This window comes from Bradyrhizobium sp. Leo78 (genome assembly GCF_059512425.1).
Window position 1 is genome coordinate 1 of the sequence record NZ_JCAMOT010000065.1, and the last position, 25009, is coordinate 25009.

Consider the following 25009-nt stretch of genomic DNA (forward strand, 5'->3'; position numbering starts at 1 on the left):
GGGCGGAGCATGCAGGACGATCTCGAGCGATGCTCGAGCGAGGCAGCCGGAGGGTACTGCCGGAGCGGGTGAGCTACGCTACTCGCTAGTTTAACGAGAGGCGAAGAAAGCGGAGTTTCCCCGCTCCCCTTTCTTCGGGCGCGCGCAGCAGGCTCGCTGAAGACGATCGGGGCTCTACACGCGCGTCTATAATTTTAATTAGGGTTGATGAAAAAGCCCCAAGGTGCAGCCCGCCAATGCGGTCATCGCGGCGGAGCCGGCACATTCGCCGATGCTGAATTGCGCGTGAAAGCCGGACATCAGTGGACGCTTCGCTGCACGTTCCAGTTCGACCGCATCGACATTCGTAGTGACATCGATCAAGCCGAGCGAGGCGCCGAAGGGCTGTTTCATGTCGCCCCACAACAAATTGGCGGGGCGGCCGGACGCCATGGAGGACGTGCCGAGTCCGTCCCTACAGCACCGCCCCGCCTGCGACCGGTGATGGTGCCCCGAATGAAGCAAGCGATGTGCCGATTTTGAAAGTTGGCTACAGTCGCTTCGTACTGGGTGTGTGTAGCGTCATGTGGTGGATATTGGTCTCAAAGCCGACAAAACGACCCGCTCTAGTTCAGTGCGCCCGAAAGCTCCGCCAAGCGGTGTCACTATCAGCCGGTGTGTGATCACGTCGGAGTTGTCGACCACCATGTCGAGCAGCGTGTCCTCGACCATGCGGCAATCCACGCCCTTGATCCGGACGCGGCGAGCATCGCCGTGCCGGAATACAACCCAATCGCCGGCCTTGACATCCTGGCCGTGGAAATAGGTGCCGGTCTGCGGCTCATGCTTGAAGGCGGTCTTGCCCTTCTTGAGCACCAGGCCGACGGTATCCTGCCAGACTGATTCCTTGATCGCGCCGGTCGACAGGATGAGCCCGCCATCGATCTTCTCCGGCTCGATGTAGATGCTGACCCCTTTGTTGTTCAGCAGCTCGATGGTGCACAGATCGCCAACGAGCTTCATCAGCTCGGCCCTTCTCTTCCTCCGAATTGGAACGGCGTTCCAATGTCGAAACACGTACCATCCCTCTCCTCCTGGTCTTTCAGGATGTCTTCCAGCGTCTAAGCGAGCAGGTGCGCAGCGGCGGCGGGCGCCTTTACCCCACATTGCGCTGATACTGGCGCCCATCTGTGAGCTTGCCGGACGTGATGGCGTCGATCGCCTTCTTATTTAGCTCATCAAGCTTAGCCTTCGGCGTTCGGCTAGATTGGTATCGATGATGACGCTCATTTACGGCCCGCCCACTCGTTTCCGAGCCAATTACAGGAGCGCCATGCGAGTCAGCGGCCATCTGACAAAGAAATGGCCGCCTGCGTTGCCACAAGCGGCCGAAGTCTAGGGAGGAAACGCCCAAGGAGGGCAGGACGCAGCCTAGAACGACCGCCATCAGCAGCTCAATTGAACGTAGGTAATCGTCGGGTATCCAAAGGGTAGGACGGAACGATACGAAGGTTTATGTCGAGATCGGCTAGGCAACGCCAAACTCGCCGCTCGCGCCCGGCTCGGCCACCATATGCCGCACCAGGATCATTTCCAATCCGACTTCCGAACAAGGGGCGACGCGGAATTGATTAGTCAATTGCCGGCCGGCACCCTTCAGATAGAGGAGGAAGCCGGGCAACTTGGCGAACATTGCTGCCTCAATGAATCCCCGCGTATGCGCGGGCATGTCGGCGCAACTTCGAGGCCCCTCGATCGCGCGTTACCGCTGTAGCTGGATTGCATTAGAGCGTGATCCGCAAACGTGGAAACCGCTTTTCCGAGAAGATCATGCTCAAACAAAAAATATAGAGCGGAATGACGATTCGAAGAAAAGTCAGTCATCACGCCTTACGGTCGTGATCCTTTCGCAACATGGCGACTTAATCGTGTCTCGACCGCCCGATTTTGATTCGCATCAAATCCTTCGCGATGCCGCGTGTGTGACGGAGACGTCGCGCGACTCCCCGCGCTGACTTGGGAATCGAAGAATTTGATGAGAACAAGAACAATTCTGACGACAGCCTCGCTGGTCGTGAGGCATTCGGTGGGGCCACCATGTCGCTGCAAGCTGCCGATCTCGCATCGGCGGCGATCTACACCAAAGCGCCGCCGGTCGAACCATTCAATCCCTGGATGCTCCGCCTGCGCGTGCTCGGCGTTTTGCCGGATGCTCGAGGTAGCTCGGTTAACGTCTTCGGCGTTCCGGGCCTGTCGTCACCGAATTCGGGGCTCTCGATCAGCGATCAAGTGGTCGCGGAGCTCGACATCACCTATTTCTTCACCCCGAACATCGCCGCCGAACTCATTCTCGGCGCGACCAAGCATCACATCAACGGCACCGGGACGCTCAACGGGCTCGACATCGGCAAATCCTGGCTGTTGCCGCCGACGTTGACGCTGCAATATCACTTCACCGATTTCGGCGCGTTCAAGCCGTATATCGGTGCCGGCATCAACTACACCGTATTCTTCAACCAGTCGGCGGGCAACACGCCGGTCGCTGGCCTCGCGGTCACCGACCTGCAGATCAGCAACCAAGTTGGCGCCGCGGTCCAATTCGGCTTCGACTACATGCTCGACCGTCACTGGGGCTTCAACGTTGACGTGAAGAAGTTGTGGCTGCGGCCGGATTATTCGGCGACCGTAAACAAGGCGATTCCGGTCACCGGGCGCGCCAATATCGACTCATGGCTGGTCGGCGGCGGCATCACCTACAAGTTCTGACCCAAGAGCACGATCGGGGAAAAGTGGAAACCGGGTTGCGCAAACAAAAAGATCGAGCGAGCTGACGGTTCGAAGAAGCGTCATCTCTCTCAGCGCCGGGAGCCGGGCCCGGCGCCGCATTCGCTTTAGCTTTGCGCTATTGGCGGAGCCAACATGAGGTGACGGACCAGATCGAAGGGTAAGAGTGATTGATCAAGCCATTTTCCATCTCGGCGAGCGTCGCGCAAAGCGCCACAAGGACATCAACGTCAGGGATTCAAACGGCTCGCCGCTGGAGGTGGCAGGGCATGGTGATCAGGGACTTGAAATCCAAAGGCTTGTCCACGGTGATCAAGCGCGCACCCTGATCAGGAACATCCATCTTACCGAGGATCCCGACGAAAGCGAAGGCCGCACCTATAAGGTCAAGGGCCCGGTTGGGCACGGAGTTCTTGATGAAGGACCGTGAGGTCACCACCACTCATCACCCTGGCGAAAGAGGGTAACCCAGGATTCCAGAGAGGCCAGTCGTCAGATGGAAGCCGAGACTAACTTGATAGCCCGCGCAAGCTGCCTTTAACCGAGCCCTCAGCTCCGCTTCAACACCATCACCAGGCGGTCGACACGTTTACCTTCCTTGAGATGGGACTCGACGATTTCGTCGATGTCGTCAGGCGTGGTTGGACGGTACCAGACGCCATCGGGATAGACCACCATCAAGGGACCGGCCTTGCAAAAGCCGAGGCAGCCCGCCGCCGTGAAGCCGATATCGGTGAGCCCTTGCACTTCGATCGCCTTGCTCGTCCTGTCCCACAGGGCTTGCGCACCAGCTGCACCGCAGCTGCCGTGCGGATGAGTAGGCGGACGCTGGACGTGGCAGGCAAAGACATGATGCCTGTAGAGTTGAGGAAGCTCGAATTCCGTTTCTGAGTTCATGAGCCCGCCACGCATTCGATTGGGTTCATCTGAAGGGGGACAAGGTCCGAGTGCACCGCTCGGGACCGCGGTCGTCAGCGCGAACGCGTGAAGCTCGTCACCCATTATCCCGTTGAGCGCCGCATACACAATCTGATGCTGCTTCGGCTCTTGACTGTGAAGGCGCGCGAAACGACGCGGGCGCCATAATGATCGCCATCGCCGGCTAGATCAGTCATGGACACCTCCGCGTCCGAAAAGCCTTTCCTGATCAGGGCTTCGATGTCTGGTCCCCTCATCGCGATCTGCCTTGCTCCCGCTTGGCTTGCTCCACCATCTTGCTTCTCCATGCAAGCTTCGAACCAAGATGCGCGCCGCGCGCTTCTGCGCCGATCCTTCTCGGTCTGCCGACGTACAACTGCCACTCATCGTCACGTTTGCTACAGCAACGGTCTCTTTTGTTGCGGACGTGACAAACATCGAGCAGACGCGTGCGCCTCCAGCTTTTCCGCAGCTAGCCCCCAAAATAGCCGAAGAATCCCGATCCTTCCGCATGGCCCGGCTCTTGCAATGTCATCTCGCGGAAGGATGTAGCGCGTCACGACCGTCGTCTTCTCGGAGGAGCCCATGAATTTTCGCCAAGCTGCCTGATGAGCTCGACGCCTCGCTACAGCAGGGCATGACCGCTTACCGGCACCATTCGGCGCGAACCGACCGCATCTTTCGGTGAGCGCTGAACGCTCTGACGAGAGCGCGCGATCGCCGAGCGCGGCTTGCGCAAGGGCGCAAGCCAAGCCGGCTGGGACCACGACGGCGCCCATGGCAAACCACAATCGGGGATGCCAGTGGCGTCGGCGCTTCACGCTCTCCGCCTTGAAGGCGCTTGCCTTCAATCAGTTGATTCCTGGGGCAAAGACCTCGATTACAAAGCTAGGGTCAATGGATATGTCGCTTGAATTGATGCGCGTGACTGGGGTTTGTACTTCGCAGGATTGTTCCCCCTCTCCCTGCATGCACGGCCAGCCTACTCTAAAGCGAGTCTCCCAGAACTCCTGATACAGGATCGTCATTTCACTGCCTAACGGTCCTGTCACGTCTGGGTCTGCGATCCCCCCTGCCAGCCCAGACGGAGCCCTCGGCGGTTGTAGCCGCCGAGGGCTTTCTTTGTCTCGAGCGCGTTTTGGATGTCACTAACACCTGTTCGCCTCGGCTCCCCCCACAAATGGGGCCTCATTGGAAGCGAAGCCGGCACGCGGATTCACCCGACCAAAAATGGTGCTGGCGTCGACGTTCGCCGCCTTGCCGCCTCACTCGGTGGACAGCGTGAAGCCGCGCCGCTCGCGTTCGTCCGCACGCGATTTTATGGATCTAGCAATGTGGGGAGGCTGCCCCCCGATTCTGAAAGCACGCGGGCGTGCCCTATCGCAGGCTAGGGCGGACGGAAGCAAAAGGAATGCGGGACGACGTCAGCCCCACCTATTCTCTACAGTCGGGCCGACGGCTTTCATCATACGGCTTGCCTGTCTGGTTGCGTGTCCAGTTAGCGAGCGTGGACAACGCGAAATCGAGTTCGGCGCGCGCAGTTTCGTTGGCGACCGTCTCCCGCGATGCAGCGCACATGCAGGCCAGCCGGGCGTCCAACCCTCCGCGCCGACGAGAAAACCGAGATGGAGCTGCCGCGGCCGCTGGAATCGCCCTTCTCGGGCGTATAGAGTTTTGGTTGGCCAGTCCATTCGGCGAGCTAGTACCCGGAATCAGAGCTGAGTGATACGGCGGCCTTTGAACCGGCGTTGACGGACCTTTTTCTTGGTCCAGACGAAGGGCTCGGCTTTGTCGTTGTAAGCGTTGACGTAGGCATCGATGTGGTCCTGAAGCTGCTTGAGGCTTGTGAAGGAAGTGCCGCTGAGCGACTGCCCCTGCAAGATCGAAAACCATACCTCGACCTGACTGAGCCAGGACGCACTTGTCGGCGTGAAATGAAATTCCACGTTGGGGTGGGCATTGAGCCAACGCTCGTTCTTCTTGTGGGTGTTGAGGTTGTCGAGGATGACGTGAAGCTTCCGGTTTGGAAAAGCCGCGGTGACGCTGTTCATGAAATCGAGAAACTCGACGCGGCGACGTCGTTTTGAGTGCGTTGCGATGATCTTTCCGGTGGCGACTTCGAGCGCCGCAAACAGCGTTGTGGTGCCATGCCGCTTGTAATCGTGGCTCTGACCAGTCAAGGCGCGGCCATTGGGCAACTTCAGATAACCCTGCGCTCGCTCCAAGGCCTGGATCGAGGGCTTCTCGTCCACGCACAGCACAATGGGCTTCGCCGGCGGGGCGACATAGAGGCCGACAACATCGGCGGCTTTGGCCGTAAAGTTCGGGTCGTTGCTCTCACACCAGGACTTGCGAGCCGCGAGGTCGATCTTGTGGCTGCGCAGGAACCGCCAGACATATTGGACGTCAACATCGCCCAGCGCCTCGGCCAGCAGGGGCCCGGTCCAGCGTGCGAACCCTTCCGGCGACGGCTTGTCCAGCAGCTTCAAAATCCGCTTGTCGGTGGCCTTCGTATAGATTGGCTGCTTGCCCGGTCGCGCCTTGTCTTGCAGCCCTTCAAGGCCTTGGTCGGCATAACGATGCCGCCAAAGGCTGACAATCCGCGGCTGGACCCCAACTTCCTTGGCGATCGATCGGGTGCTGCGCCCATCCGCCGCCAACAGAACGATCCGCGCCCGCTTCAAATCGCGCTGCAATGTCGTCGGCGAGCGACAGCACGCCTCAAGCACCTTGCGATCTTTCCGCGAAAGGTGGACTTCTCTTGCTTCGGGTATCATCCATATCTTGAATCACGACTCACGATCCAAGAAAAGTGGGTACTAGTCCGTGTTGCGACGACATGCCCCGCTTTCAATCGCCAGATATTGATGCGATTGGCTCGCCTTTGCAATTCGCCTGGCGCAAGAGGCGCAGCCCTGCGAGCAATGCGGTGAAGACCATCGTCAGCAGCAGGATCGCGACCGTGGATTCACGGATATCGTGGACCTGCCAGACATAGCCTCTGTCGTCGACGGCTTCGCCTCTCTCTCCCATGATCCAGGGCACGATGTGCGTAACGCCGGCGCCGACATAGAAAAGGATGCCGATCACCGCCAGCCTGTGACTAATCCTCAAGTGCTGCCGTCGGCCGTCGCAGCGCAGGTGGAGGGCGAAGGCCTGGCAGATCAGCCAGGAGGTGAGAAGCCAGCCGAGATAGTTGGAGAGTGGAACACCGAACATTCCACCGCCGCCGTGCCATATCCAAGCCTTGGCTATCGTCGCGTTAGGGGCATCCGTCACAAGATTCCACTGGGTCATCACGAAAGCGGCTACGATGGGCAGGGCGACCAAATTGAAAGGTCGATCGAGCTGACGATCGGCGTGATCCAAAAGAACCGACGCGACCACCCATGAAAAATAGCCCACAACGAACCATACCGGTCCCACGATGATCGGGATGAGGCCGATCTGCGGCAAGTCCGCGCCGACCACGAAATGAAAGGTCCCAAATGGAAACGCTGTGGCAGCGCTCAGGTTTTCCATCGCAAACGCAATTGCGTTACAAGTAACGAACAGAACCAAGGCTCTCCGCGCACCATAGGCGAAGGTGGCGTGGATCAGGGCGCAGGCAATGAAAAGTGCCGCAAGCGCTTGAGCAACCGGGGTTGGATTCCAGGAAAACCAAATTGCGGCCGCAAGAATGCCGGCGATGGCCAACCAAAGCGCGGCCTCCTGCGGCACGCGGAGTCGGCCTCGGCCGGCATTGTCTGGGGTCATTGCATGCAATCCTTCAGTTGAGCAACCGGCAGCAAGGCTTACTTAACGTAGTTGCACCGGGTAGGCAGCGCAAGTACGAGCAGCGGCGCGGGGAGAGGTGCATATTTCACTGATAGTGAGCAGCGATCTCGCGCGATCATGAGCGCCGAATTCAGACGATCGTGAGCGGCCCGCTCCGGCCAAGGCGTTGATAGAGTCAGCGTTCTGGCTGCTCGTCAAGGGTGATGGTTTTGGCGTTGCGTTTTCGCATGCTTTCGCCGGCCAGCTGGAGGCGGTGAGCGTTATGGACGAGGCGATCCAGAATGGCGTCGGCGAGCGTGGGATCTCCGATAACTTCGTGCCATGAGTCCACGGGAAGTTGGCTGGTTACGATGGTCGATGCGCGGCCATGGCGGTCCTCGAGGATTTCCAGTAGATCGCGCCGCTCGGCGACGGTGAGCACCGACAATCCCCAATCGTCCAAAATCAGAAGCTGGACGCGGCCAAGGGTTTTGAGCAAGCGGGCATAACGTCCATCTCCCCGCGCGAGCGCCAACGCTTCGAACAATCTTGGGACGCGATGGTAGAGAACCGAGCGATTGTCGCGGCAGGCCTTGTGACCGAGAGCACAGGCTAACCAGCTTTTGCCCAATCCGGTCGCCCCGGTTAGAAGAAAATTCTCGTGGCGATCGATCCAGTCGCCGCTGACGAGCTTGGCGAAGACGGCCCGGTCGATACCCCGCGGCGTGCGCAAATCGACGTCCTCCACGCAGGCATTCTGGCGAAGCGCGGCCAGCTTGAGGCACGTGGTGAGCCGCCTGGTGTCACGTTCTGCGGCTTCCCGGTCGACCAGCAGGCCGATGCGATCTTCGAACGGCAAGGCTTCGAGATCAGGTGATCGTCGCTGCTCCTCAAAGGCCTTGGCCAAGCCGCTCAAGCCGAGCTCGATCAGGCGTTCGTGGGTGGGATGGTTGAGCATACAGGTCTCCTTGGCTTCAGTGGAAATAATCCCAGCCGCGGATGTTGCCGTGGCGCAGGGGTTGGTGTTCGGAGGGTTCGTCGAGAAAGGTGCGATCCAGGCCGTTCTGGAGGATGGAGCGGATCGAGGCGACGGATCGTGCCTTGATCAGAATGCCGCGCCGGCAGGCCGCGTCGACGCGCTCGGCGCTGTAACTTTTGGTCAGCGACAGAATGCCGAGGCAGGTGCGAAAGCCTTGCTCGGGATGCGGCCGGGCCGCGATCACGGCTTGAAAGAAGGCGGCGGTCGACGGACCGATCCGCTCGCCGGCGGCGATCACTCCGGCGGGCGTCCATTGGCCGTAGCGCCGATGGGCGCTGGGCATATGGTCGGCGATGGTGGTGTGGCCCCGCCGGTTAGGGGCGCGGGCGTGGCTGGCGATCCTGCGGCCGTTGTGGAAGATCTCGACCGTCCTGTCGTCGATGCGCGCATCGACGAGCTCACGGATGAGCCGATACGGCGCGGAATACCAGTGTCCATCGATCTCGATATGATAGTCGGGGCCGACCCGGCATCGCTTCCAGCGTGCGAAAGCGTAAGCCTGGTCCGGCAGCTTTGTGAGCTTGGGCTGGTCGAGCTCGGCGAACAGTTCGGCGCGGCTGGCGCCAAAGTCGCGCATCTGCCGGGCATTGAGTTCGACGGCGAGTATTTTGATGGCTGCGTTCAGCTCCGCTAACGAAAAAAAGCGTTGGTTGCGCAGCCGCGCCAGAATCCATCGCTGGGCGACTTGCACCGCAACTTCGACCTTTGCCTTGTCTTTTTGGGCGCCGCGGCCGGGCTGCGAAGAATGGCCGTGCCGTAATGGCTCGCCATCTCGGCATAGGTTCGGTTGAGGCCGGGATCGTGGCGGTCGGGATTGGTGACGGCGGCCTTGAGATTGTCGCAGACCACGAATGTCGGCGCGCCGCCGAGGGAGGCGAAAAGGTTGATGTGGAGGCGGATCCAGTCGGCGAGCCCCTCGCTTGGGCAGGCCTCGGCGTAGGTATAGTTGGAGGAGGCGCCCATCGCCGCGACGAACAGCTTCATCGACTGCACTTCCCCGTTTGAGGGATCGATGACGTCGATGGTGTCGCCGGCGAAATCCACGAAAACCTTCTCGCCGCCCAGATGGGTCTGCCGCATCGAAGGCCGGGCACGCCCCTTCCAGGCCTCGTAGGTCGTGCAGAACCATGTGTAGCCGAATCCATCAGGATGGGTGGCGCGATACTCGTCCCACAGCAGCCGACGGGTCACATTGCGCCGGCGCAATTCCTTGTCGACATAGCCCCAGTCGGGAGCGGACCGCTGGAGGCTCTGCGACGCCGGCTTCGGCGCAGGGAAAAGCAGCAGCTCCAGGTCCTCGTCGGTCATTCCGGCCGGCAACGGCCAGTTCAGCCCGGCAGCTCCGGCTCGGCGCAGATAGCTGTGCACGGCACCGTTGCTGATGCCCAGGGTGCGCGCGATGGCTCGCTCCGGCAAGCCTTGAACATGTTTTAAGCGGAGAACCTCTTTGATCCGGCGCATCGACAATCTCTGGGTGGGCATCGGCCTTCCTCGTTCACTGACGAGGCAGTTCCTAAGCCGGCTGAGTTATCGGCCGAAGCGGACTGAGCCACTGAAAAGCTGCTCACGATCCCGCGAAATCCCTGCTCACGATCCTCTGAAAGGCGCGGCCATTGGGCAACTTCAGATAACCCTGCGCTCGCTCCAAGGCCTGGATCGAGGGCTTCTCGTCCACGCACAGCACAATGGGCTTCGCCGGCGGGGCGACATAGAGGCCGACAACATCGGCGGCTTTGGCCGTAAAGTTCGGGTCGTTGCTCTCACACCAGGACTTGCGAGCCGCGAGGTCGATCTTGTGGCTGCGCAGGAACCGCCAGACATATTGGACGTCAACATCGCCCAGCGCCTCGGCCAGCAGGGGCCCGGTCCAGCGTGCGAACCCTTCCGGCGACGGCTTGTCCAGCAGCTTCAAAATCCGCTTGTCGGTGGCCTTCGTATAGATTGGCTGCTTGCCCGGTCGCGCCTTGTCTTGCAGCCCTTCAAGGCCTTGGTCGGCATAACGATGCCGCCAAAGGCTGACAATCCGCGGCTGGACCCCAACTTCCTTGGCGATCGATCGGGTGCTGCGCCCATCCGCCGCCAACAGAACGATCCGCGCCCGCTTCAAATCGCGCTGCAATGTCGTCGGCGAGCGACAGCACGCCTCAAGCACCTTGCGATCTTTCCGCGAAAGGTGGACTTCTCTTGCTTCGGGTATCATCCATATCTTGAAGCACGACTCACGATCCAAGAAAAGTGGGTACTAGCACTTGAACACCTCCTTGGGCCGCCGAGATCATTCGGATGCGGGCGCGAATGATCTCCGTTTCAGGGTAATGCGTCCATGCGCGATAAGAGCTGGCGACCGGGCGTTTGATCCTCGCAAAGCCACCAACGCACGCGAACATCGAATGGATGCGCGTCTCGCTGTTCGAGCATCGCCGTACCATTCATGCTGGGCTACAGGATAACCCGCCGGCCTGCCCGGCCCTTGATCCTAACAAATCCGAACGCAGCGATACGCGACAGACTTGCGCCGATGTTCATGCGAATGACGGCGCTTTCCCTTAAAAGACTCCTTAAGTCCACGTTCATGAGATCAAGCCTGTTAATCTGGATGGATCATGATGTCCATGGTTTCGTCGCCATCCTCGAACGGACCGGGAAAGCCGTTGTCCTCCACCAGCTTCACGGCACACAGGCAGACGTCGCCGCCGATCACGGCGAGCGCAACCGGCTCAAGGGCTCTTCCGTTACAAGGGCCATCGATGCAAAACCCGCTGTCGATCTCGAAGATCGCTCCGTGCCGGCCGCACCCGAGAAAGGCGCGGTCGGGCGAGAAAAATTCGCCCGCACGGATGTTGAGCCAGACGCCGTCATGTGGGCAGCGGTTGACATAGCCGTGATAATCATTGCCAACGGTCCGAACCACAACAATCGGAAACGGCCGACTCTCACCGCTCTCGTCGATCCGTGACAGGCTAAAGCCCCTCGCGCTGCCCCGCTCGATTGCATCGGCGGGGCAGACGGCGAACACCTCAATCTCTTGGCTGCCCATGTCGCGCTGCTCCCTTGCTCATGCGCCGTGTTTTCCTGCGCGAAAGACATCGACGGCGGTACCGGTCAACCGAAGGACGCCAATTCCACCGACCAGCTCCTTGTAGGCATCGACGGCCCGCTGAGAACATCAAATTGCATTGAGCTTCTCATTGTCTTCCCGCACCACCCTCAAGAGTTCCTCGTGGCTTTGCCGGACGAACAGGCCGGAGCATCCGCGTGTGGTCTGCCCCTGCATTTGTCCGGAAGTGGCGATCTCCGGGTTCTGCAGCACCGCCAAAAGTGACGTGGCGTGAATGACGTCGATTATCTTGTCCAACGGTGAGACTGTGCATGTCGACATTCAAGCCTGCCTTGCGCCTCGCATTGATAATTCCTCGTTGCTAATAAATTGCTGCGCCAGCGCCGATGTTGATGGATGCGTCCTTCATCGTCTCCACGATGAACTCGATCTGCTCGTCGGTGAGGTGGCTGTGAAACGGCAGTGCCAGGGCGCGATCGGCGATCTTTTCCGCAACCCGGAAATCGCCATGACGATAGCCAAGTTCGAAATAATGCCGCTGCAGATGCAAGGGATAGCAATAAGCGGCGGCCTCGACCTGCTCGATGCGGAGGTCATCGACAATGGCGTCGCGGCTGGATCGCGCGAAGCGCGTTCCGAGATGGACGAGATAAAGAAACCAGTTCACCTCGGTCACATCGGGACCGACATAGGGAGGCTTGATACCCTCAAAGGATTGCATATGCGCGTTGTAGAGCTGTTCGACGAGTCGGCGCCGCTCCAGGATCTCCTCGAGGCGCTTCAGCTGCGCAAGGCCCAGCGCGGCTGTGAGATCGCTCATGCCGGCCTGGTGGGGCGCTGCGCTGCTGACGACAACGGAGGAGCGCTCATCCAGCCGATGCGCGCGATGGCGGCGCAAGCCAACGGCCATGTCGATGTCGTCGGTCACCACCATGCCGCCTTCGCCGCAGGTCAGGGCCAGTGGCTGGGCGAAGTCGAACACGGCGATATCGCCAAAGCGGCCGACGAGTTCGAACTTGTATTGCGATCCGATCGCTTCGGTTGAATCCTCCAGGAGCGGCAATTGATGGCGCTGCGCGATCGCGCGCAGCTCCGACCATGGCGCCGGATGGCCATTGGGGTTGCCACCAATGATCGCCCGCGTGTTGGCCGTGACACGCTCTTCGACCTTCGCCGGAGCCAAGGCTCCCGACCAATAGTCGACGTCGGCAAATACGGCCCTCGCGCCCACGAGACTGATAGCATGCACTACCTCGCGAAACGAATAAGGCGAGGCAATCACCTCCTGCCCGGGTCCGATGCCGAGCGCTTTTAGTGCAAGCAGAAGCCCGATGGTGCCGCTGGGGACGGCAACGGCATATTTGCGCCCAAGGTAGGCGGCGAAGGCTTTCTCGAAGGCCTCGGTGATGGGCCCATTGGAGACCCGTGGCGAACACAGCAGCGCTTCCACGGCGGAGAGCTCGGCGGAGGTGATATCGGGATCTGAGAGCGGAATGAAGGGTAAATCGGCGTCGACCGCGTCCGTGCCATCGTCGCGATGCCCTACCAGTCCAACGCCGATCACCGTCCGATCCTCCTTGCCGCCAGCAGGATGCCAATCGCCCGCACCGGATCGGCCGTGATCTCTAGGCAGCGATCGCAGCCATCGATCAGATGCAGATCGAAATTCGGAAGACTCCGGAATGGTCGCTCCGTCACGTCAGAGGCATCACAGCGTGTCGCGGCGAGGTGCGGAAAGCGACGCCGCAACTCGAGAACCGGATCTGCATCAGCCTGCGCCGCCGCGAGCACCCGTTCGATTTCCATCAATTCGTCTGTGCCAAGCGCCATCGCGTCTCCCATATAATTGGACCCTAAATAAGCTTCATAGCCAGAACAGCCGCTCGGGATCTGTGTTCAAATCTTCGATCGCCGAGGTCAGCCGGTGGTAAATGCTATAAAACTCCCAGATTCCGTTTGCGTGGTTCTTGCGAAACAGCTTCCACATGCCGCACACCATGTCGTAGTGGATCAGCGCGGCATCGATAAGGCCGCCATCGGCGTCGATATTGCGAGAGCAGCAGGGACTCTCGATCAGATAGCCCCCTCACCGCCTTCACATGCGGCGAGACATAGCGATAGCGCTTGCGCGCGCTTAAGGCGCGCTCGATCCGCTTGCAATCGAGCTCGTTCGGGTGAGGGATCATCCTGACCGCTGCCTTTCTCATCACCGCGGCATTCATCGCCAAAGGCCCCCTCATAGCACTGTGATTTCTTCTTCAAGACAGCCGACGACCATCCGCTCGCCGAACTCGACGAGATAGATTGGCACGTTGCCTTCCCTATGCCTGCCGACCTGCACGATCTCGCCGATCCCTCCGGCGCCGATCAGGAGTCTATCGGCCGGTGCATTGGGAAACGAGCCGTCATTGATGAGGTCGACCGCTGCCTTGACGCGCTGGCCCCATTGGTATTTCGGCAGTCTCGAGGCGATCATGGGCCGGCCTCTTCAGGCAACGGCAGATCCAAAAGCTCATCGCGCCCCACCTCCGGCTCGAGCTCTTTGCGCTTCATGCCGACGCGGTTGCCGCTTTCGAGAAATTGAACGCCATAGATGTAGAACTGCTGCAGGAAAGTGCCGATTGAGACGACGTAACCCACCTCCCCCTTTTTGACGAGGATCTCGCCGATCTCCTTGCCGGCATATGTCCCGTCATTGCGGATGGTACGGCTGGCCTGCACCTTTTCGCCAAAGCTGAAGAAAGGCGGCCCGGTCAACTCGACCACCTCGCTGTCGCGAACGATGTTGCTCATGTCCCACTCTTCCTCGGTCGTTCGGGCCGGATGGCCACGCGCGCGCGGGCGACTTCCTGCACCATCGAGTCCTCGTCTTTGGTCAATTCCGCTAGCTCGGCCGCCGTGCGATCTCGAGGCGCACGGTGCCATCGGGATCATTGACCATGCCGAGCAGCCACTCATTGGGAACACGGATCGCAACCACGCGGCGCACCTCGGGTTCGTCATCGCTCATGAGACGCCCAAGCAGCGCCCGCGCGATCCGGCTCGCCACCACCAGGCGGACGTAATAGTCCTGGTCCGAGATCATCGGCGCCAGCTCCCATCCAGCAAGGTCGCAACCCGCATCCTAACCTTCCGATGCAGATCGTTGCGCAGCCGCAGCACTAAGCGCTTGGGCAGGCGCCGCGCGGCGTTCCAGCGCACGGTTTCCTCAGCATCGTCGGGCAGCATCGGCAGCAGAAACACGCTGGCGTGGTTGGCTGCGATCGCGCGCACCTCAAAATGTGGATGGGTGATGTAGGCGTCGGCCAGCGCCGGATTCCAGTAGAAGAAGCGGTCGATGCGGCGAGCATAGCGGTCGTTGACGCAGGCGTGCATCAAGCGGCAGCCGCCGCTGGCCCTGAGCCCGATATGAGTGCAGGTGCCGCAGTCGACCTCGTTGCCCAGCCAGTCGCGGGCCTTATCGATGTCAATCGTCATCGTCCTGCCCCATCCGCTGCAGCACGTCCAGGAGCACCCTGGCGCCGATCTTGTCGGTCGGCTCGAGCTGCACGAGCTTGCTGGCGGCCGCGCGGCCTTCATCCAGATTGCCGAGCCGCAGCTGCAGGTACGCGTAGGTTTTTAGCGAAAATAAATAGAAGCGCGACAGGATGTTCTCGTAGCAATCGAAAGCAGCGTCGCCCGCGCTGACCCGCCGCCAATCGTCAGCGAGACCGTTTTCGCGCGCTGCCTTGGAGATACAGAGCTTTGCCACCTCCAACGCCTCGGCCAAGCGACCTTTGTAGAAATAGAAGCGGTAGATTCCGATCAGGACGGCGGCGTGGCCCGGCGCTAGCGCCTGCGCTTCGTGCAGGTGCCTTTCCGCGATCGCATCCACGTGATAGAGGAGCCCGGCCTGCCACAGATGATCCTCGGCTTCGCGCGGCAGGCCTTCGCCGAGCAGCGTGCGCGCAATCAGCGCCCCTTCGCTCCCGGACAGCGGATTGCCGGCCCCAGCGAGGTTCATTGGCAGCTTTCCTGTTCTAATGGGCAGCCTTTGCGGTATCGCTGGAGCAGCACACCTGCTTCTTGGAAGATCGGCCCGCTCTGCGCAGCAGTGTCGGTCAAATCGATCGTGACACCGCCAAGCATTAGCGGCTCCCGAATTGAGGCAATCTTAGCCCGTTCCGCTGGAGGCCTTGCTGACCGGGCCGAGGTGCCGGCGCAACACCTGTCTTGGCGGACAAATCCAAGCAACCACCGCCTGTAACGGCGAGGCGGAAGCTGCGGCCAGCGGTGCGCAGCGCGAAAATCGCGAGTTTTTCAGCGCTGGGCGCCGGCGTAAAGGTCATGGGATCGGCCCCTATTTACGCGCGCGCCTGGTAGCGCGGCAACGAGGTGTCCAAGACGCAGGTGTTATCGACCGGGCACACCGCGACGCATTGCGGCTCGTCAAAATGGCCGACGCACTCGGTGCATTTTTTCGGATCGATGACAAACGTTCCGCCTTTCTCCGAGATTGCGACATTGGGACATTCGGGCTCGCAAGCCGAGCAGCTCGTGCATTGCGAGGCGATGATCTTGAACGGCATTGACCTTCCCCCTTAGGCGGCCGGAATCAGTGCGCCCTGGCGGATCGCCGCCTCGCCCCGCTCGGTATGCTGGATTTCGCCGCTTTGCACCTTCTCCAGATAGGACTTGAACCAGGCGATCGCTGATTTTTCGATGAACTCATGGGCGTATTGGTCGACTGGCTCGATCCCGGCCTTCAACAGATTGCTTTTCGGACAGCCGCCGATCTTGGCCACTAATACCGCATGGCAGTCGTTGATGGCGCTGATGACGGTGGCAAGGCGCTCCTCCTCGCCACAGCCGCCCCGGCAATAGTGATCGACGCGGCGATGGCCGACGAATTTGGCGCCCGTCGTGGAGAGTTCGTACACCTGGAACTCTTTGGCGTGACCGAAATGCTCGTTGATGACGCCCGCGCCCTTCGTCGCCACGGCAACCATGGGCTTGATGTCACTCATTTTGCTGGCAAGCTCGACGATCTCTTCCTGCTTGCCAGCAAGCTTGGCAACGCGCTCCTGCTCGATCTTGGCTTGATAGGCCTTGCGCATCGGCAAGTCATATTTGACGTCCATGGCCATAACCTTCTCGGTAGTGAACTCCGCGCTGCGGTCCTCGCCGAGCAAGCCGACAGCGTCGGCGCGGCACTGCCGGCAATGCCGCATCAGGTTCATCTCGCCCTCGCAGGCATCCTGCAGTGCCTTTAATTCCTGCGCGGTTGGCCCCCGCTGCCCGTTGAGACCAAACTCCGTGCCGTGCTCGGGCGCGGAGATCAGCGGCATTATGTTGTGCAGGAACGCGCCGCGCGATTTGATCGCCTTGTTGACCTTGACCAGATGCTGATCGTTAATACCCGGGATCATCACCGAATTGATCTTGCATAGGATGCCCCGCTCGGTGAGCATCTCGAGGCCTTTCAGCTGGCGCTCGTTGAGGATCTTTGCGGCTTCTAGGCCGGTGTAGCGCTTGTGGTTGTAGAAAATCCACGGATAGATTTTGGCGCCGATTTCGGGATCGACCATGTTGATAGTGATGGTGACATGATCGATCTTGAAGCGGGCGATCGTGTCGACATGGTCGGGTAGCATCAGGCCGTTGGTCGACAAGCACAGCTTGATGTCGGGAGCAGCCTTGGCCACCAGCTCGAACGTCTTGAACGTCTTTTTCGGATTGGCCAGGGGATCGCCGGGCCCCGCGATGCCGAGCACAGTCATCTGTGGGATTGTGGAGGCGACCGCCAGCACGTTTTTCGCCGCCTGCTCCGGCGTTAGTTTTTCGCTCACCACGCCCGGGCGCGATTCATTAGCGCAATCATATTTACGATTGCAGTAATTGCACTGCATGTTGCAGGCAGGCGCGACCGCAACATGCATGCGCGCGTAATGATGATGCGCTGCTTCGCTGTAGCAGGGGTGATTCTTGACCTTCTCCCAGATCTCGGTCGGCAGATCACCCTGGCCGGCCTGCGAGCCGCAGCTTGCCTTGCCCCCGCCGGACCTCCCGCAGCCCTTGCGCGCGGCGATCTGCATGACCTTGCCAATGTCGACCGCGCTCCCTGCCGAGCTTGCTTCGTCCAGCGCTGATACGTTCATCCTTCCATTCTCCCTGCAGCGGAAACTGAAAAGAAGATTTGCAACTCGCGTGCCATGGCCGGACTTGCGAGCAATTTTGATCTAGGTCAAAAGCTGAGCCGCTTACCGCCCTCTGCCGTGAAAGCGACGGCCTTCTGCACGACATTAGCAATGTTCGAAGTGTGCCAGGCGTCTCGATCCCGACACAGAGATGAACGTACTCATTCCCTGGCGCGAACGAAAGACAACTCGCGTGCGCCGGCACGCGAGCAACATCGACACCCGTATACCGGTCTGTCGGCCGGCGAGCAGGATCTCGATCGCGCGCGGGAGCGGGATCGCAAGCGGCGTCAGGCCCTGTTCGACCAGAAAACGCAGTTCATTCCTGGACAGCACATCTGGCTCCACGATGGCGTAATGAACACCGGCCGAGCGCTTGGTGAGCTGCCGCGCATAAGTTCGCAGCAGCTGATCGTTGAAGCGGCAGCCGATGAAGAGAAAGCTTCGGCCACTGCGCCGCTCTTTCACCACATCGGGGATCGGCGTCTGAATGTCGATCTCGGTCAGGACCTCGACATAGTCGGCGTCAGAGATCAGGAAGTTCCTTGCGGGCAACACGCCGCCGTGCGGCTTATAGAGGACCGTGCTCCAGCTCTGCGCCGCATCATGGTCGACCTCTCCGCCCGCTGCATCATAGAAGCGATACCAGCGGTCCTCGCCGAGGCCGGCGCGGGTGATACCCTGCACCTCACCCCATCCCTCGCGCCTGCCAAGCGCCCCCGCATCGCACCGTCATACCAGGTATCGACGATGACAGGCAGGGGCAGCACGGCAAGATGATGATGCAGCGGCGTCGGCTCGACCGGCGCAGCAAAGGCCAGCGCCATCAATGCCGTCACGGTGGTGCGATGCTTGTTGCTCTCGATGTGCTGCGCAGACGCCCAGATGTTGCCTTTGGCCCGGCGCGGCAGCGCGACCTTGCTGGCGAAGAAAGCAGCCAAGGCGTCCGGCGTCATCGGCGCATCCGGTTTGGACACATCAGCGAGGCCAGGTCCGAGATAGGGAATAATGCTGGCGGTACGCAGCCTCCTCGCTATGTCAGTGAGAATCGCCTCCGCATCGGCCGCATTGACGAAGTCGGTTTGCGCCATCGCCTTCATCGGCCGTCGCCGTCCTCGCCACGCTTCCTGGCATTGATCGTGATCGGCAGCGACGTGTCGCTTGCCATCTCGGGTAGATCGAGCACCCAGCCATTGCCTATTCTGATCCAGCCACCCCACAGCGTCTCGCGCTCCGATTCCACAATTGGCTCCTCGAGATCTTTTTTCGGCACATAAATCGACAGGCCCTCCGGAGAGCGGCGAATCATGACTTTCATAAGATCAACTCGTGCATTGGGGCGAAGCGCTGGTGGGGTTGGGAGGCTCTTGTGACATGGCACGCAGATTAGCCAGGATGCGCGACAGTACGCGGACGACCTGATCGACGTCATCGGCCGTGGTTTCACGCGAGAGGGAAAAGCGTACCGCGCCGCGCAGGCTCCTTGCCGGCACGTTCATCGCGCGCAGCACATGCGACGGCTCCATTGACCCCGAGCTGCAAGCCGATCCGAGCGAAGCGGCAATGCCCGCTCGGTTGAGATGGTGGACGATTGCTTCGCCTTCGAGATCTTCGAAGGCGATGCTGGCCGTGTTCGGCAGGCGGTTGCTGACATCGCCGAGCGGGATGCAGCGGCCGTTGTGCAAAATCGTCTGCTCCAGGCGATCGCGCAACGCAGCAATGCGAACACGCTCCGGCTCGAGCCCCTCCGCCGCAAGCTCTGCAGCTTTTCCAAGACCGACGATGCCGGGGATGTTCTCGGTTCCGCCGCGGCGCCGTCGCTCCTGTGCCCCACCCCAGATCAGCGGCCTGAATTTCGTGCCTTGTCGCAAATAGAGCGCGCCGATTCCCTTGGGGCCGTGCAGCTTGTGTGCGGACAGCGAGAGCATGTCGATAGCACTGTCCTTCAGGTCGATGGGCACCCTGCCTATGGCCTGCACCGCATCGGTGTGAAACAGCGCACCTGCCGCGCGCGCCAAGCCGGCCAGAAACTCCACCGGGAAGATCGTGCCGGTCTCGTTGTTGGCCCACATAACGGACGCAATCGCCGTGCGTGGTCCAAGCGCCCAGCGAAACGCCTCGAGGTCGAGGCGGCCGCGCGAATCCACCGGGATCACATGCGTCTTGATGCCCGTTAACGCCAATTGCTCGACCAGCGTGAGGATGGCGGAATGCTCGACGGAGGTGGTGACGATCTCGTCGCGCCCTTGCTGGGTCGCGAGCGCAGAAAGGATGGCGGTGTTGTTGGACTCGGTCCCGCCGGAAGTAAAGATGATCTCATGATCGTGGGCGGCTCCCAGCAAACTCTGCAGGCTGCGGCGTGCCTTGGCCACCGGGCCTGCGATCTCGCTGCCGAAGGCGTGGGCGGACGAGGCATTACCGAACCGCTCCGTGAAGAACGGCAACATGGCTTGCAAGACACACGGATCTGTCCGCGTGGTCGCATTGTTGTCGAGATAGATCGGCACAGAGCCTCGCTCAATGCTGCGGATTGGCGCCGCCGGCGACCGGGATCAGGCGAACGAATTCGCCGAGCCCTTGGACCAGCCGCGCCTGAATGCTTTCTAGCGTCGCGCTTGAAAGCTTGCAGAACACGCAGGCACCGGTCAGCTTGACCGTGATCTTGCTGCCGTCGATCCCAACGAGCTGACAGTCTCTGCCGTCGCGTTGCAGATTGGGCCGAATCTCCTCGATCACAGCCCGAATGAGTTGTTCACGATCGGTCTCAACGACCGACCGTTGCTTCAGCTGTTCCGGTTCGACCAGCATGCTTTGATTTCTCTTTTCATCTGCTGAAGGATTTGCCGCAGGAGCAGCTCGAGCTAGCGTTTGGGTTGTCGAAGGTGAAGCCCGAGCCCTCCAGCGCCACCACGAAATCGATCGTCGTGCCGGCGAGGTGCTCATGGCTCTTATTGTCGACGAACACCTTGATCCCGTCGCGCTCGATGACGGTGTCGTCGGGCTTTGCCCCGTCGGCGAGGTCCATCTTGTATTTGAATCCGTCGCAGCCGCCGGCCTCGACCATGATGCGCAAGCCGCTCCTCGGCTGGGCCGAAGCCGAGATCGCGCTCTTGACCGCATTCACTGCGCTATCCGTCAGATTGATCATGGCACCTTTTGTTTTCCAGAGTCATTTGCATCGAATTGGCAAGTCGCATGCCAGAGCGCAGGCGCTTGACACTGCTCACATTCTTCAAAATCGGGCTGTTGGCTTTGCGACGCGTGTCTGGTTGCTGACAAAGGTCTTCGAGGGATCGCGGCGGCTTTGCGTGTCTTCTTTATGGATTCCGCCGAGAAAGGGTTACGCCCGCGGCGGCAAATGATTTGCATTGCGTCTCCCACCGCCGGGGTGCCCGGCGGTGGTCTTGGATAGAGGGATGATTTTTGATGACTGCAATCGAGAACACCGCGCTCGGCCGGTTGGAGAAGGAAGGGCGCCTGCTCAATCCCATATTCAAGGGCGGGACCACCAAGCGGGGCCGGTTCGGCTTTCGTGGCGATATCGCACTGAAATTTCAGGCCCAGGTCGCGGACGAGAAGCGGCCGCCCCACTATTCGATCGAGCAGGTACTGACGGTCGTGCAGGTCGGCGAAAACATCATTCCGGTGCTGGCCGGCTATCTGCACTGCTTCGCTTATCTTGCCGATGTCGCAAACGTTCTTGAGAGCGCGCTAAGCCCTGACGGCAGCTACTTCATGTTTTGCAACAACATAGACCTGTTGGCGAAATATCGAATCAAGCTCGCTGGTATCACCTTCAACGTGCTGCCGTGCGATGAATCCACCGTTTGGAAGGAGATGATGGACCTGGTCGGGGTCGACAAGAATGACATCAAGAAGCTCGATGCGCCCGGCAAGCTCGACTACCTGCTCGACGCGGCCAAGGATGTCGATGCGTCCTATGACGAGATCTCTTACGAAGAAGGGCTGAAGAGGATGGAACCCGTGAGAAACCGCAACGAGAACCGGCCGGTCTGAGCGCCGGCTTCAGCTTTAGCCAGAGGAAACCTCCTCCTCGACAAGCCGCACGCCGGTCACGCAGATATCGCCGTCCAGCACCGTCAACGCAACCGGCGTGAGCCGGCTGCCCTTGCATGGGCCGTCGACACAGCGGCCGGTGCTGAGCTCGAAGGTCGAGCCGTGCTTGCCGCACATCAGCCGGATGCCGCGGGGATCGAAAAACTGGTTGCGTTCCCAGTCCAGATTCACGCTGTTGTGCGGGCATTTGTTGAGATAGCCAAACACCCGCTTGCCCCAGCGCACCACGACAATGGGCCACGGCCTGTGGCTGCCGTCTTCGTCGACGATCATGAGGTAGAAGCCCATGGCGCGCTGGCTTGGAATATCGTTGAAGCCGCAGATCGCATAGGCGGTATTCGGCTGCGTCCGCTGCGCGTTCATGACAAGACAACTTTCAATTGATCACCTTGCGATCAGCCTTGCAAAAATCGCGCAAAGTACCGGGGCGCCTCACCTTTTGGCAGTCCCGTGCGCTGCGTCGCAAGCGATACCACAACTAATTGCGACCGGTGCACAATGGATGGATTTGCGCGAGCATGCGCCCTTGAGACAGTTAATCCAGTGAGGCGAGGTCTCGACTCGGCGACACCGCGTCAGCATCACACAACATGAAGAAGTTCACACCGCATATTGTTTTCTGCAGGACTAAATCGTTCAGAGACCCAAAGGATTGAATGACCCCCTTCCCCCCACTGGGAACAAGGACGAGATCGGGATTCAGCAAGCGCACGAGATCTGGCCGGATGGCGGATACTTTTCAGACTGGCTAGTCCCGATGGGGGTCGCATCGGAAGCTTGTCGGCAGATGATAGCTCGCATCGTCGCCGACAACGGTCAGTCAAAGATCGACTGCATCTTTCGCCGGACCAAGACGGCAAGGTCCATCCTTTGTCTCGCGTTTTGCCCGACCGTCGCAGCGCCCCCCGTGACCGGCAACCCTGTAGTCATGCATTTGAAGGTTGGCACTGTCGTTCAAGTCACAACGGAGAATCCGATTTCCTATGCGCTTGGAACCGAGTTGACGGTTCTCAATCGCATGATACCGACGGTTCTCGGCCAGTTAGACTAGTGCTGACCTCCGAGCGGTGACTTGGGGCAAGGCCGGGTCGAGCTCTTCCTGCTCGAGGATCTTGGCGCCCTCCCCCGCCAGATAAGCGGCGAGCGCAGCTATGCCGGAATCCGATGGGCATCGCGCTGGTGCGGCCTTTTTCGGCGGAACTTGTCCAGATCGCTTGGCGATTTCGATGCTCATGAGGTGGGGACGGATCGGGCGTCCGATAGCGCGCTCGATCATGCGGAAGATCCAGGTGCCGTCCGGATCGATGTCCGACCAGTGGAAGATCGGCGTGCATTCGGACACCATTCCCGCGATGACCCGTAGCGCCTCTTGCGTCGCGAGCGAAGGATATCCGGTCGCCCCCTCTTCGATCAACGTCATCCGGGCCGCCGGTGCCAGCTGGACAATATCGGGCTCGTCATGGGTTACGCCGCGCTGGAAACCCGCCAGATCGAGCGCGGCTGTCAGCTTCTGGCTCAAGCCGTCGATTAGCTTCGTTCGCGGCGATTGTCATAGCCGCATGCCCCTACAGCTGGACGAGCAAAATCAGCGATAACTGGCAGTTTCGATCGTGCCAAGCTGGGTCTATGTCAGGGCTGAGAACGGAGAACCGACATGTATGTGCCCCCCGCCTTCAAAGATGACGAAGTCGAAAGCATCCGAGCGACCATCCGCTCCGCCGGCCTCGCCAACCTGGTCACGGCCACCGCGGACGGGCCGCTTGCGACACCCTTGCCGCTCTTCCTCGAGGAGACCGAAGGACAGCACGGAGTTCTGTACGGGCACTTGGCGAAGAGCAATCCGCAATGGCGCGCGGCCCCGAACGGCGAGGCTCTGGCGATCTTCATGGGTCCGGAGGCCTACGTGACGCCCTCATGGTACGCCACCAAGCAAGAAACCGGGAAGGTGGTGCCGACATGGAATTACATCGCCGTCCACGCGTACGGGCCGGTCGAGTTCTTCCAGGAGCCCGAACGTCTGCTCGAGGTGGTCACACGGCTGACGAACGTCCATGAGACGTCGCGTACGAACCCATCGGCTGTCAGCGACGCACCCGCTGATTTCATCGCCGCGCAACTGCGCGGTATCGTCGGGGTGCGCATTCCGGTCACCAGGTTCGAGGGCAAGCGCAAGATGAGTCAGCATCGGCCCAAGGCAGACCGCATCGGCGTCGCCGCCGGCCTTGCGGCGAGCGAAAAACCGCAGGATCGGGAAGTGGCTCCCCTCATTCCGATTCAGGCCTAGAGGCCATGACTTTTCTTCGAATCGTGGTCCCGCTCTATGGAGCATGATCGTTTCGGAAAACCGGTGCCCACTTTTCCGGATCATGCTCTAAGGCGAGCGCAAGAGCGCTGGGTGTCGAACTCAATCGGTCGTATAGAACGCTTCCCGAATGGGATTCGAGATCGGGCCGGAGCCAATAATCGCCGTCTGGGTCATTGCTAGTACCCGGAATCAGAGCTGAGTGATACGGCAGCCTTTGAACCGCTTTTGGCGGACTCGTTTCTTCGTCCAGGCGAAGGGCTGTGCTTTTTCATTGTAGGCGCGGATGAAGGCATCGATGTGCTCCTGGAGCTGCGTGACGGCGGTGAATGATGCACCGTTCAACGACTGGCCTTGCAGGATGGAGAACCAGGTCTCGACCTGATTGAGCCAAGATGCCCCGTCGGCGTAAAATGAAACTGCACCAAGGGGTGCTTTTTGAGCCAGCGCTCATTCTTCTTGTGCGTGTTGAGGTTGTCCAGGATGACGTGAAGTTCGCGGTCCGGAAAGCTGGCAACCAGCCGGTTCATGAAGCCGAGGAACTCCATGCGGCGGCGGCGCTTTGAATGCTCCGCGATGACCGTTCCGGTGGCAACCTGGAGCGCGGCGAACAGCGTCGTTGTGCCATGCCGCTTGTAATCATGGCTTTGGCCAGTCAAAGCCCGTCCGTTGGGCAGCTTCAGATAGCTTTGGGCGCGCTCCAGGGCCTGGATCGATGGCTTCTCATCGACGCACAAGACAATGGCCTTTGCAGGCGGATCGACATAAAGACCAACAACATCGGCGGCTTTGGCCGCAAATTCGGGGTCGTTGCTCTCGCACCAGGATTTGCGAACCGAAAGATCAATCTTGTGCTCGCGCAGGAAGCGCCAGACATATTGAACGTCGACGTCGCCCAGCGCCTCCGCCAGCAGGGGGCC

At 60.4% G+C, this 25009-nt stretch carries 26 protein-coding genes and 7 pseudogenes; 4 read left to right on the forward strand and 29 right to left on the reverse strand.

Annotation, left to right across the window (positions count from 1 at the left end):
* Positions 1-198 precede the first annotated feature (198 nt).
* From AC5ZG1_RS40400 to AC5ZG1_RS40410, 3 genes are all read right to left on the reverse strand, one after another.
* On the reverse strand, positions 199-432 hold the full coding sequence (locus AC5ZG1_RS40400; RefSeq protein ID WP_207231180.1) for a hypothetical protein: 234 nt from the start codon (positions 430-432) through the stop codon (positions 199-201).
* Between the two features lie 129 nt (positions 433-561).
* A complete protein-coding gene (locus tag AC5ZG1_RS40405) occupies positions 562-1002 on the reverse strand; it encodes a hypothetical protein (protein WP_455998904.1) in 441 nt (146 codons plus the stop codon).
* 505 nt (positions 1003-1507) lie between these two features.
* A complete protein-coding gene (locus tag AC5ZG1_RS40410; RefSeq protein ID WP_155255682.1) occupies positions 1508-1672 on the reverse strand; it encodes a hypothetical protein in 165 nt (54 codons plus the stop codon).
* A 329-nt stretch (positions 1673-2001) separates the two neighbouring features.
* Between AC5ZG1_RS40410 and AC5ZG1_RS40415 the strand changes: the two genes are divergently transcribed.
* Positions 2002-2745 carry an OmpW/AlkL family protein gene (locus AC5ZG1_RS40415; RefSeq protein WP_496136231.1) on the forward strand — a complete coding sequence of 248 codons (744 nt, stop codon included), beginning with the start codon at positions 2002-2004 and terminating at the stop codon, positions 2743-2745.
* A 184-nt stretch (positions 2746-2929) separates the two neighbouring features.
* On the forward strand, positions 2930-3193 hold the full coding sequence (locus tag AC5ZG1_RS40420; RefSeq protein ID WP_035693183.1) for a hypothetical protein: 264 nt from the start codon (positions 2930-2932) through the stop codon (positions 3191-3193).
* 119 nt (positions 3194-3312) lie between these two features.
* Here the strand turns inward: AC5ZG1_RS40420 and AC5ZG1_RS40425 are convergent, their stop codons facing one another.
* The 23 genes and pseudogenes from AC5ZG1_RS40425 to AC5ZG1_RS40535 all read right to left on the reverse strand — a co-directional run bounded on the left by AC5ZG1_RS40425 (position 3313) and on the right by AC5ZG1_RS40535 (position 20858).
* Positions 3313-3660 (reverse strand): (2Fe-2S) ferredoxin domain-containing protein, encoded by a 348-nt coding sequence (locus AC5ZG1_RS40425; protein WP_028169327.1) that lies wholly within the window; start codon positions 3658-3660, stop codon positions 3313-3315.
* 60 nt (positions 3661-3720) lie between these two features.
* Positions 3721-3944 (reverse strand): annotated as a pseudogene (locus tag AC5ZG1_RS40430) (BolA/IbaG family iron-sulfur metabolism protein); the annotation flags it as partial.
* Positions 3945-5393: 1449 nt separating this feature from the next.
* Positions 5394-6458 (reverse strand): IS630 family transposase, encoded by a 1065-nt coding sequence (locus tag AC5ZG1_RS40435; RefSeq protein ID WP_496136230.1) that lies wholly within the window; start codon positions 6456-6458, stop codon positions 5394-5396.
* 73 nt (positions 6459-6531) lie between these two features.
* A complete protein-coding gene (locus tag AC5ZG1_RS40440) occupies positions 6532-7377 on the reverse strand; it encodes a carotenoid biosynthesis protein (protein WP_455999064.1) in 846 nt (281 codons plus the stop codon).
* A 256-nt stretch (positions 7378-7633) separates the two neighbouring features.
* Positions 7634-8395 carry an IS21-like element helper ATPase IstB gene (gene istB / locus AC5ZG1_RS40445; RefSeq protein ID WP_028169394.1) on the reverse strand — a complete coding sequence of 254 codons (762 nt, stop codon included), beginning with the start codon at positions 8393-8395 and terminating at the stop codon, positions 7634-7636.
* Between the two features lie 16 nt (positions 8396-8411).
* A pseudogene (gene istA / locus AC5ZG1_RS40450) lies at positions 8412-9958 on the reverse strand (IS21 family transposase).
* 121 nt (positions 9959-10079) lie between these two features.
* Positions 10080-10676, reverse strand: a pseudogene (locus tag AC5ZG1_RS40455) (IS630 family transposase); the annotation flags it as partial.
* 387 nt (positions 10677-11063) lie between these two features.
* Positions 11064-11513, reverse strand: a complete 450-nt coding sequence (locus AC5ZG1_RS40460; protein WP_028169005.1) for a Rieske (2Fe-2S) protein — start codon at positions 11511-11513, stop codon at positions 11064-11066.
* Between the two features lie 129 nt (positions 11514-11642).
* A complete protein-coding gene (locus AC5ZG1_RS40465) occupies positions 11643-11855 on the reverse strand; it encodes a hypothetical protein (RefSeq protein WP_455998701.1) in 213 nt (70 codons plus the stop codon).
* A gap of 40 nt (positions 11856-11895) precedes the next feature.
* Entirely contained in the window at positions 11896-13083 is a 1188-nt protein-coding gene (locus tag AC5ZG1_RS40470; protein WP_455998710.1) for a DegT/DnrJ/EryC1/StrS family aminotransferase, read from the reverse strand.
* 11 nt (positions 13084-13094) lie between these two features.
* Entirely contained in the window at positions 13095-13364 is a 270-nt protein-coding gene (locus AC5ZG1_RS40475) for a DUF6129 family protein (RefSeq protein ID WP_028169008.1), read from the reverse strand.
* A gap of 34 nt (positions 13365-13398) precedes the next feature.
* A pseudogene (locus AC5ZG1_RS40480) lies at positions 13399-13756 on the reverse strand (DUF3024 domain-containing protein).
* 14 nt (positions 13757-13770) lie between these two features.
* Entirely contained in the window at positions 13771-14010 is a 240-nt protein-coding gene (locus tag AC5ZG1_RS40485; RefSeq protein ID WP_028169009.1) for a nitrogen fixation protein NifZ, read from the reverse strand.
* Positions 14007-14327 (reverse strand): nitrogen fixation protein NifZ, encoded by a 321-nt coding sequence (locus AC5ZG1_RS40490; RefSeq protein WP_028169010.1) that lies wholly within the window; start codon positions 14325-14327, stop codon positions 14007-14009. The genes AC5ZG1_RS40485 and AC5ZG1_RS40490 overlap by 4 nt, the downstream gene beginning before the upstream one ends.
* Positions 14324-15011, reverse strand: a pseudogene (locus AC5ZG1_RS40495) (4Fe4S-binding leucine-rich repeat protein). The gene AC5ZG1_RS40490 and the pseudogene AC5ZG1_RS40495 overlap by 4 nt, the downstream one beginning before the upstream one ends.
* Positions 15001-15537: a tetratricopeptide repeat protein gene (locus AC5ZG1_RS40500; protein WP_455998703.1), complete on the reverse strand. Its 537-nt coding sequence runs from the start codon at positions 15535-15537 to the stop codon at positions 15001-15003. The pseudogene AC5ZG1_RS40495 and the gene AC5ZG1_RS40500 overlap by 11 nt, the downstream one beginning before the upstream one ends.
* A gap of 340 nt (positions 15538-15877) precedes the next feature.
* Complete coding sequence (locus AC5ZG1_RS40505) at positions 15878-16102, reverse strand: YfhL family 4Fe-4S dicluster ferredoxin (RefSeq protein WP_028169012.1); 225 nt, start codon at positions 16100-16102, stop codon at positions 15878-15880.
* Positions 16103-16114: 12 nt separating this feature from the next.
* Positions 16115-17671, reverse strand: coding sequence for a nitrogenase cofactor biosynthesis protein NifB (gene nifB, locus AC5ZG1_RS40510; RefSeq protein ID WP_028169013.1), 1557 nt, complete (start codon positions 17669-17671; stop codon positions 16115-16117).
* Between the two features lie 279 nt (positions 17672-17950).
* A pseudogene (locus tag AC5ZG1_RS40515) lies at positions 17951-18810 on the reverse strand (SIR2 family NAD-dependent protein deacylase); the annotation flags it as partial.
* On the reverse strand, positions 18807-19028 hold the full coding sequence (nifT, locus tag AC5ZG1_RS40520; protein WP_028169014.1) for a putative nitrogen fixation protein NifT: 222 nt from the start codon (positions 19026-19028) through the stop codon (positions 18807-18809). The pseudogene AC5ZG1_RS40515 and the gene nifT, both read right to left, overlap by 4 nt.
* A 4-nt stretch (positions 19029-19032) precedes the next feature.
* Positions 19033-20217: a cysteine desulfurase NifS gene (gene nifS / locus AC5ZG1_RS40525; RefSeq protein ID WP_028169015.1), complete on the reverse strand. Its 1185-nt coding sequence runs from the start codon at positions 20215-20217 to the stop codon at positions 19033-19035.
* Between the two features lie 10 nt (positions 20218-20227).
* Positions 20228-20518 carry a NifU family protein gene (locus AC5ZG1_RS40530; protein ID WP_028169016.1) on the reverse strand — a complete coding sequence of 97 codons (291 nt, stop codon included), beginning with the start codon at positions 20516-20518 and terminating at the stop codon, positions 20228-20230.
* 16 nt (positions 20519-20534) lie between these two features.
* Positions 20535-20858, reverse strand: a complete 324-nt coding sequence (locus AC5ZG1_RS40535) for a HesB/IscA family protein (RefSeq protein ID WP_028169017.1) — start codon at positions 20856-20858, stop codon at positions 20535-20537.
* Positions 20859-21136: 278 nt separating this feature from the next.
* Between AC5ZG1_RS40535 and AC5ZG1_RS40540 the strand changes: the two genes are divergently transcribed.
* Complete coding sequence (locus tag AC5ZG1_RS40540) at positions 21137-21727, forward strand: hypothetical protein (RefSeq protein WP_028169018.1); 591 nt, start codon at positions 21137-21139, stop codon at positions 21725-21727.
* A gap of 15 nt (positions 21728-21742) precedes the next feature.
* Here AC5ZG1_RS40540 and AC5ZG1_RS40545 read toward each other — a convergent pair whose 3' ends face one another.
* Positions 21743-22150, reverse strand: coding sequence for a Rieske (2Fe-2S) protein (locus AC5ZG1_RS40545; RefSeq protein ID WP_028169019.1), 408 nt, complete (start codon positions 22148-22150; stop codon positions 21743-21745).
* 679 nt (positions 22151-22829) lie between these two features.
* Positions 22830-23306 (reverse strand): Wadjet anti-phage system protein JetD domain-containing protein, encoded by a 477-nt coding sequence (locus AC5ZG1_RS40550; protein WP_028169021.1) that lies wholly within the window; start codon positions 23304-23306, stop codon positions 22830-22832.
* 135 nt (positions 23307-23441) lie between these two features.
* Here AC5ZG1_RS40550 and AC5ZG1_RS40555 point away from each other — a divergent pair, with 135 nt between their 5' ends.
* The gene (locus AC5ZG1_RS40555; protein WP_028169022.1) at positions 23442-24071 is read left to right on the forward strand and encodes an FMN-binding negative transcriptional regulator; all 630 of its coding nucleotides are present in this window, start codon (positions 23442-23444) and stop codon (positions 24069-24071) included.
* Positions 24072-24281: 210 nt separating this feature from the next.
* On the opposite strand, the pseudogene AC5ZG1_RS40560 reads toward AC5ZG1_RS40555, so the two are convergent.
* Positions 24282-25009, reverse strand: a pseudogene (locus AC5ZG1_RS40560) (IS630 family transposase); the annotation flags it as partial.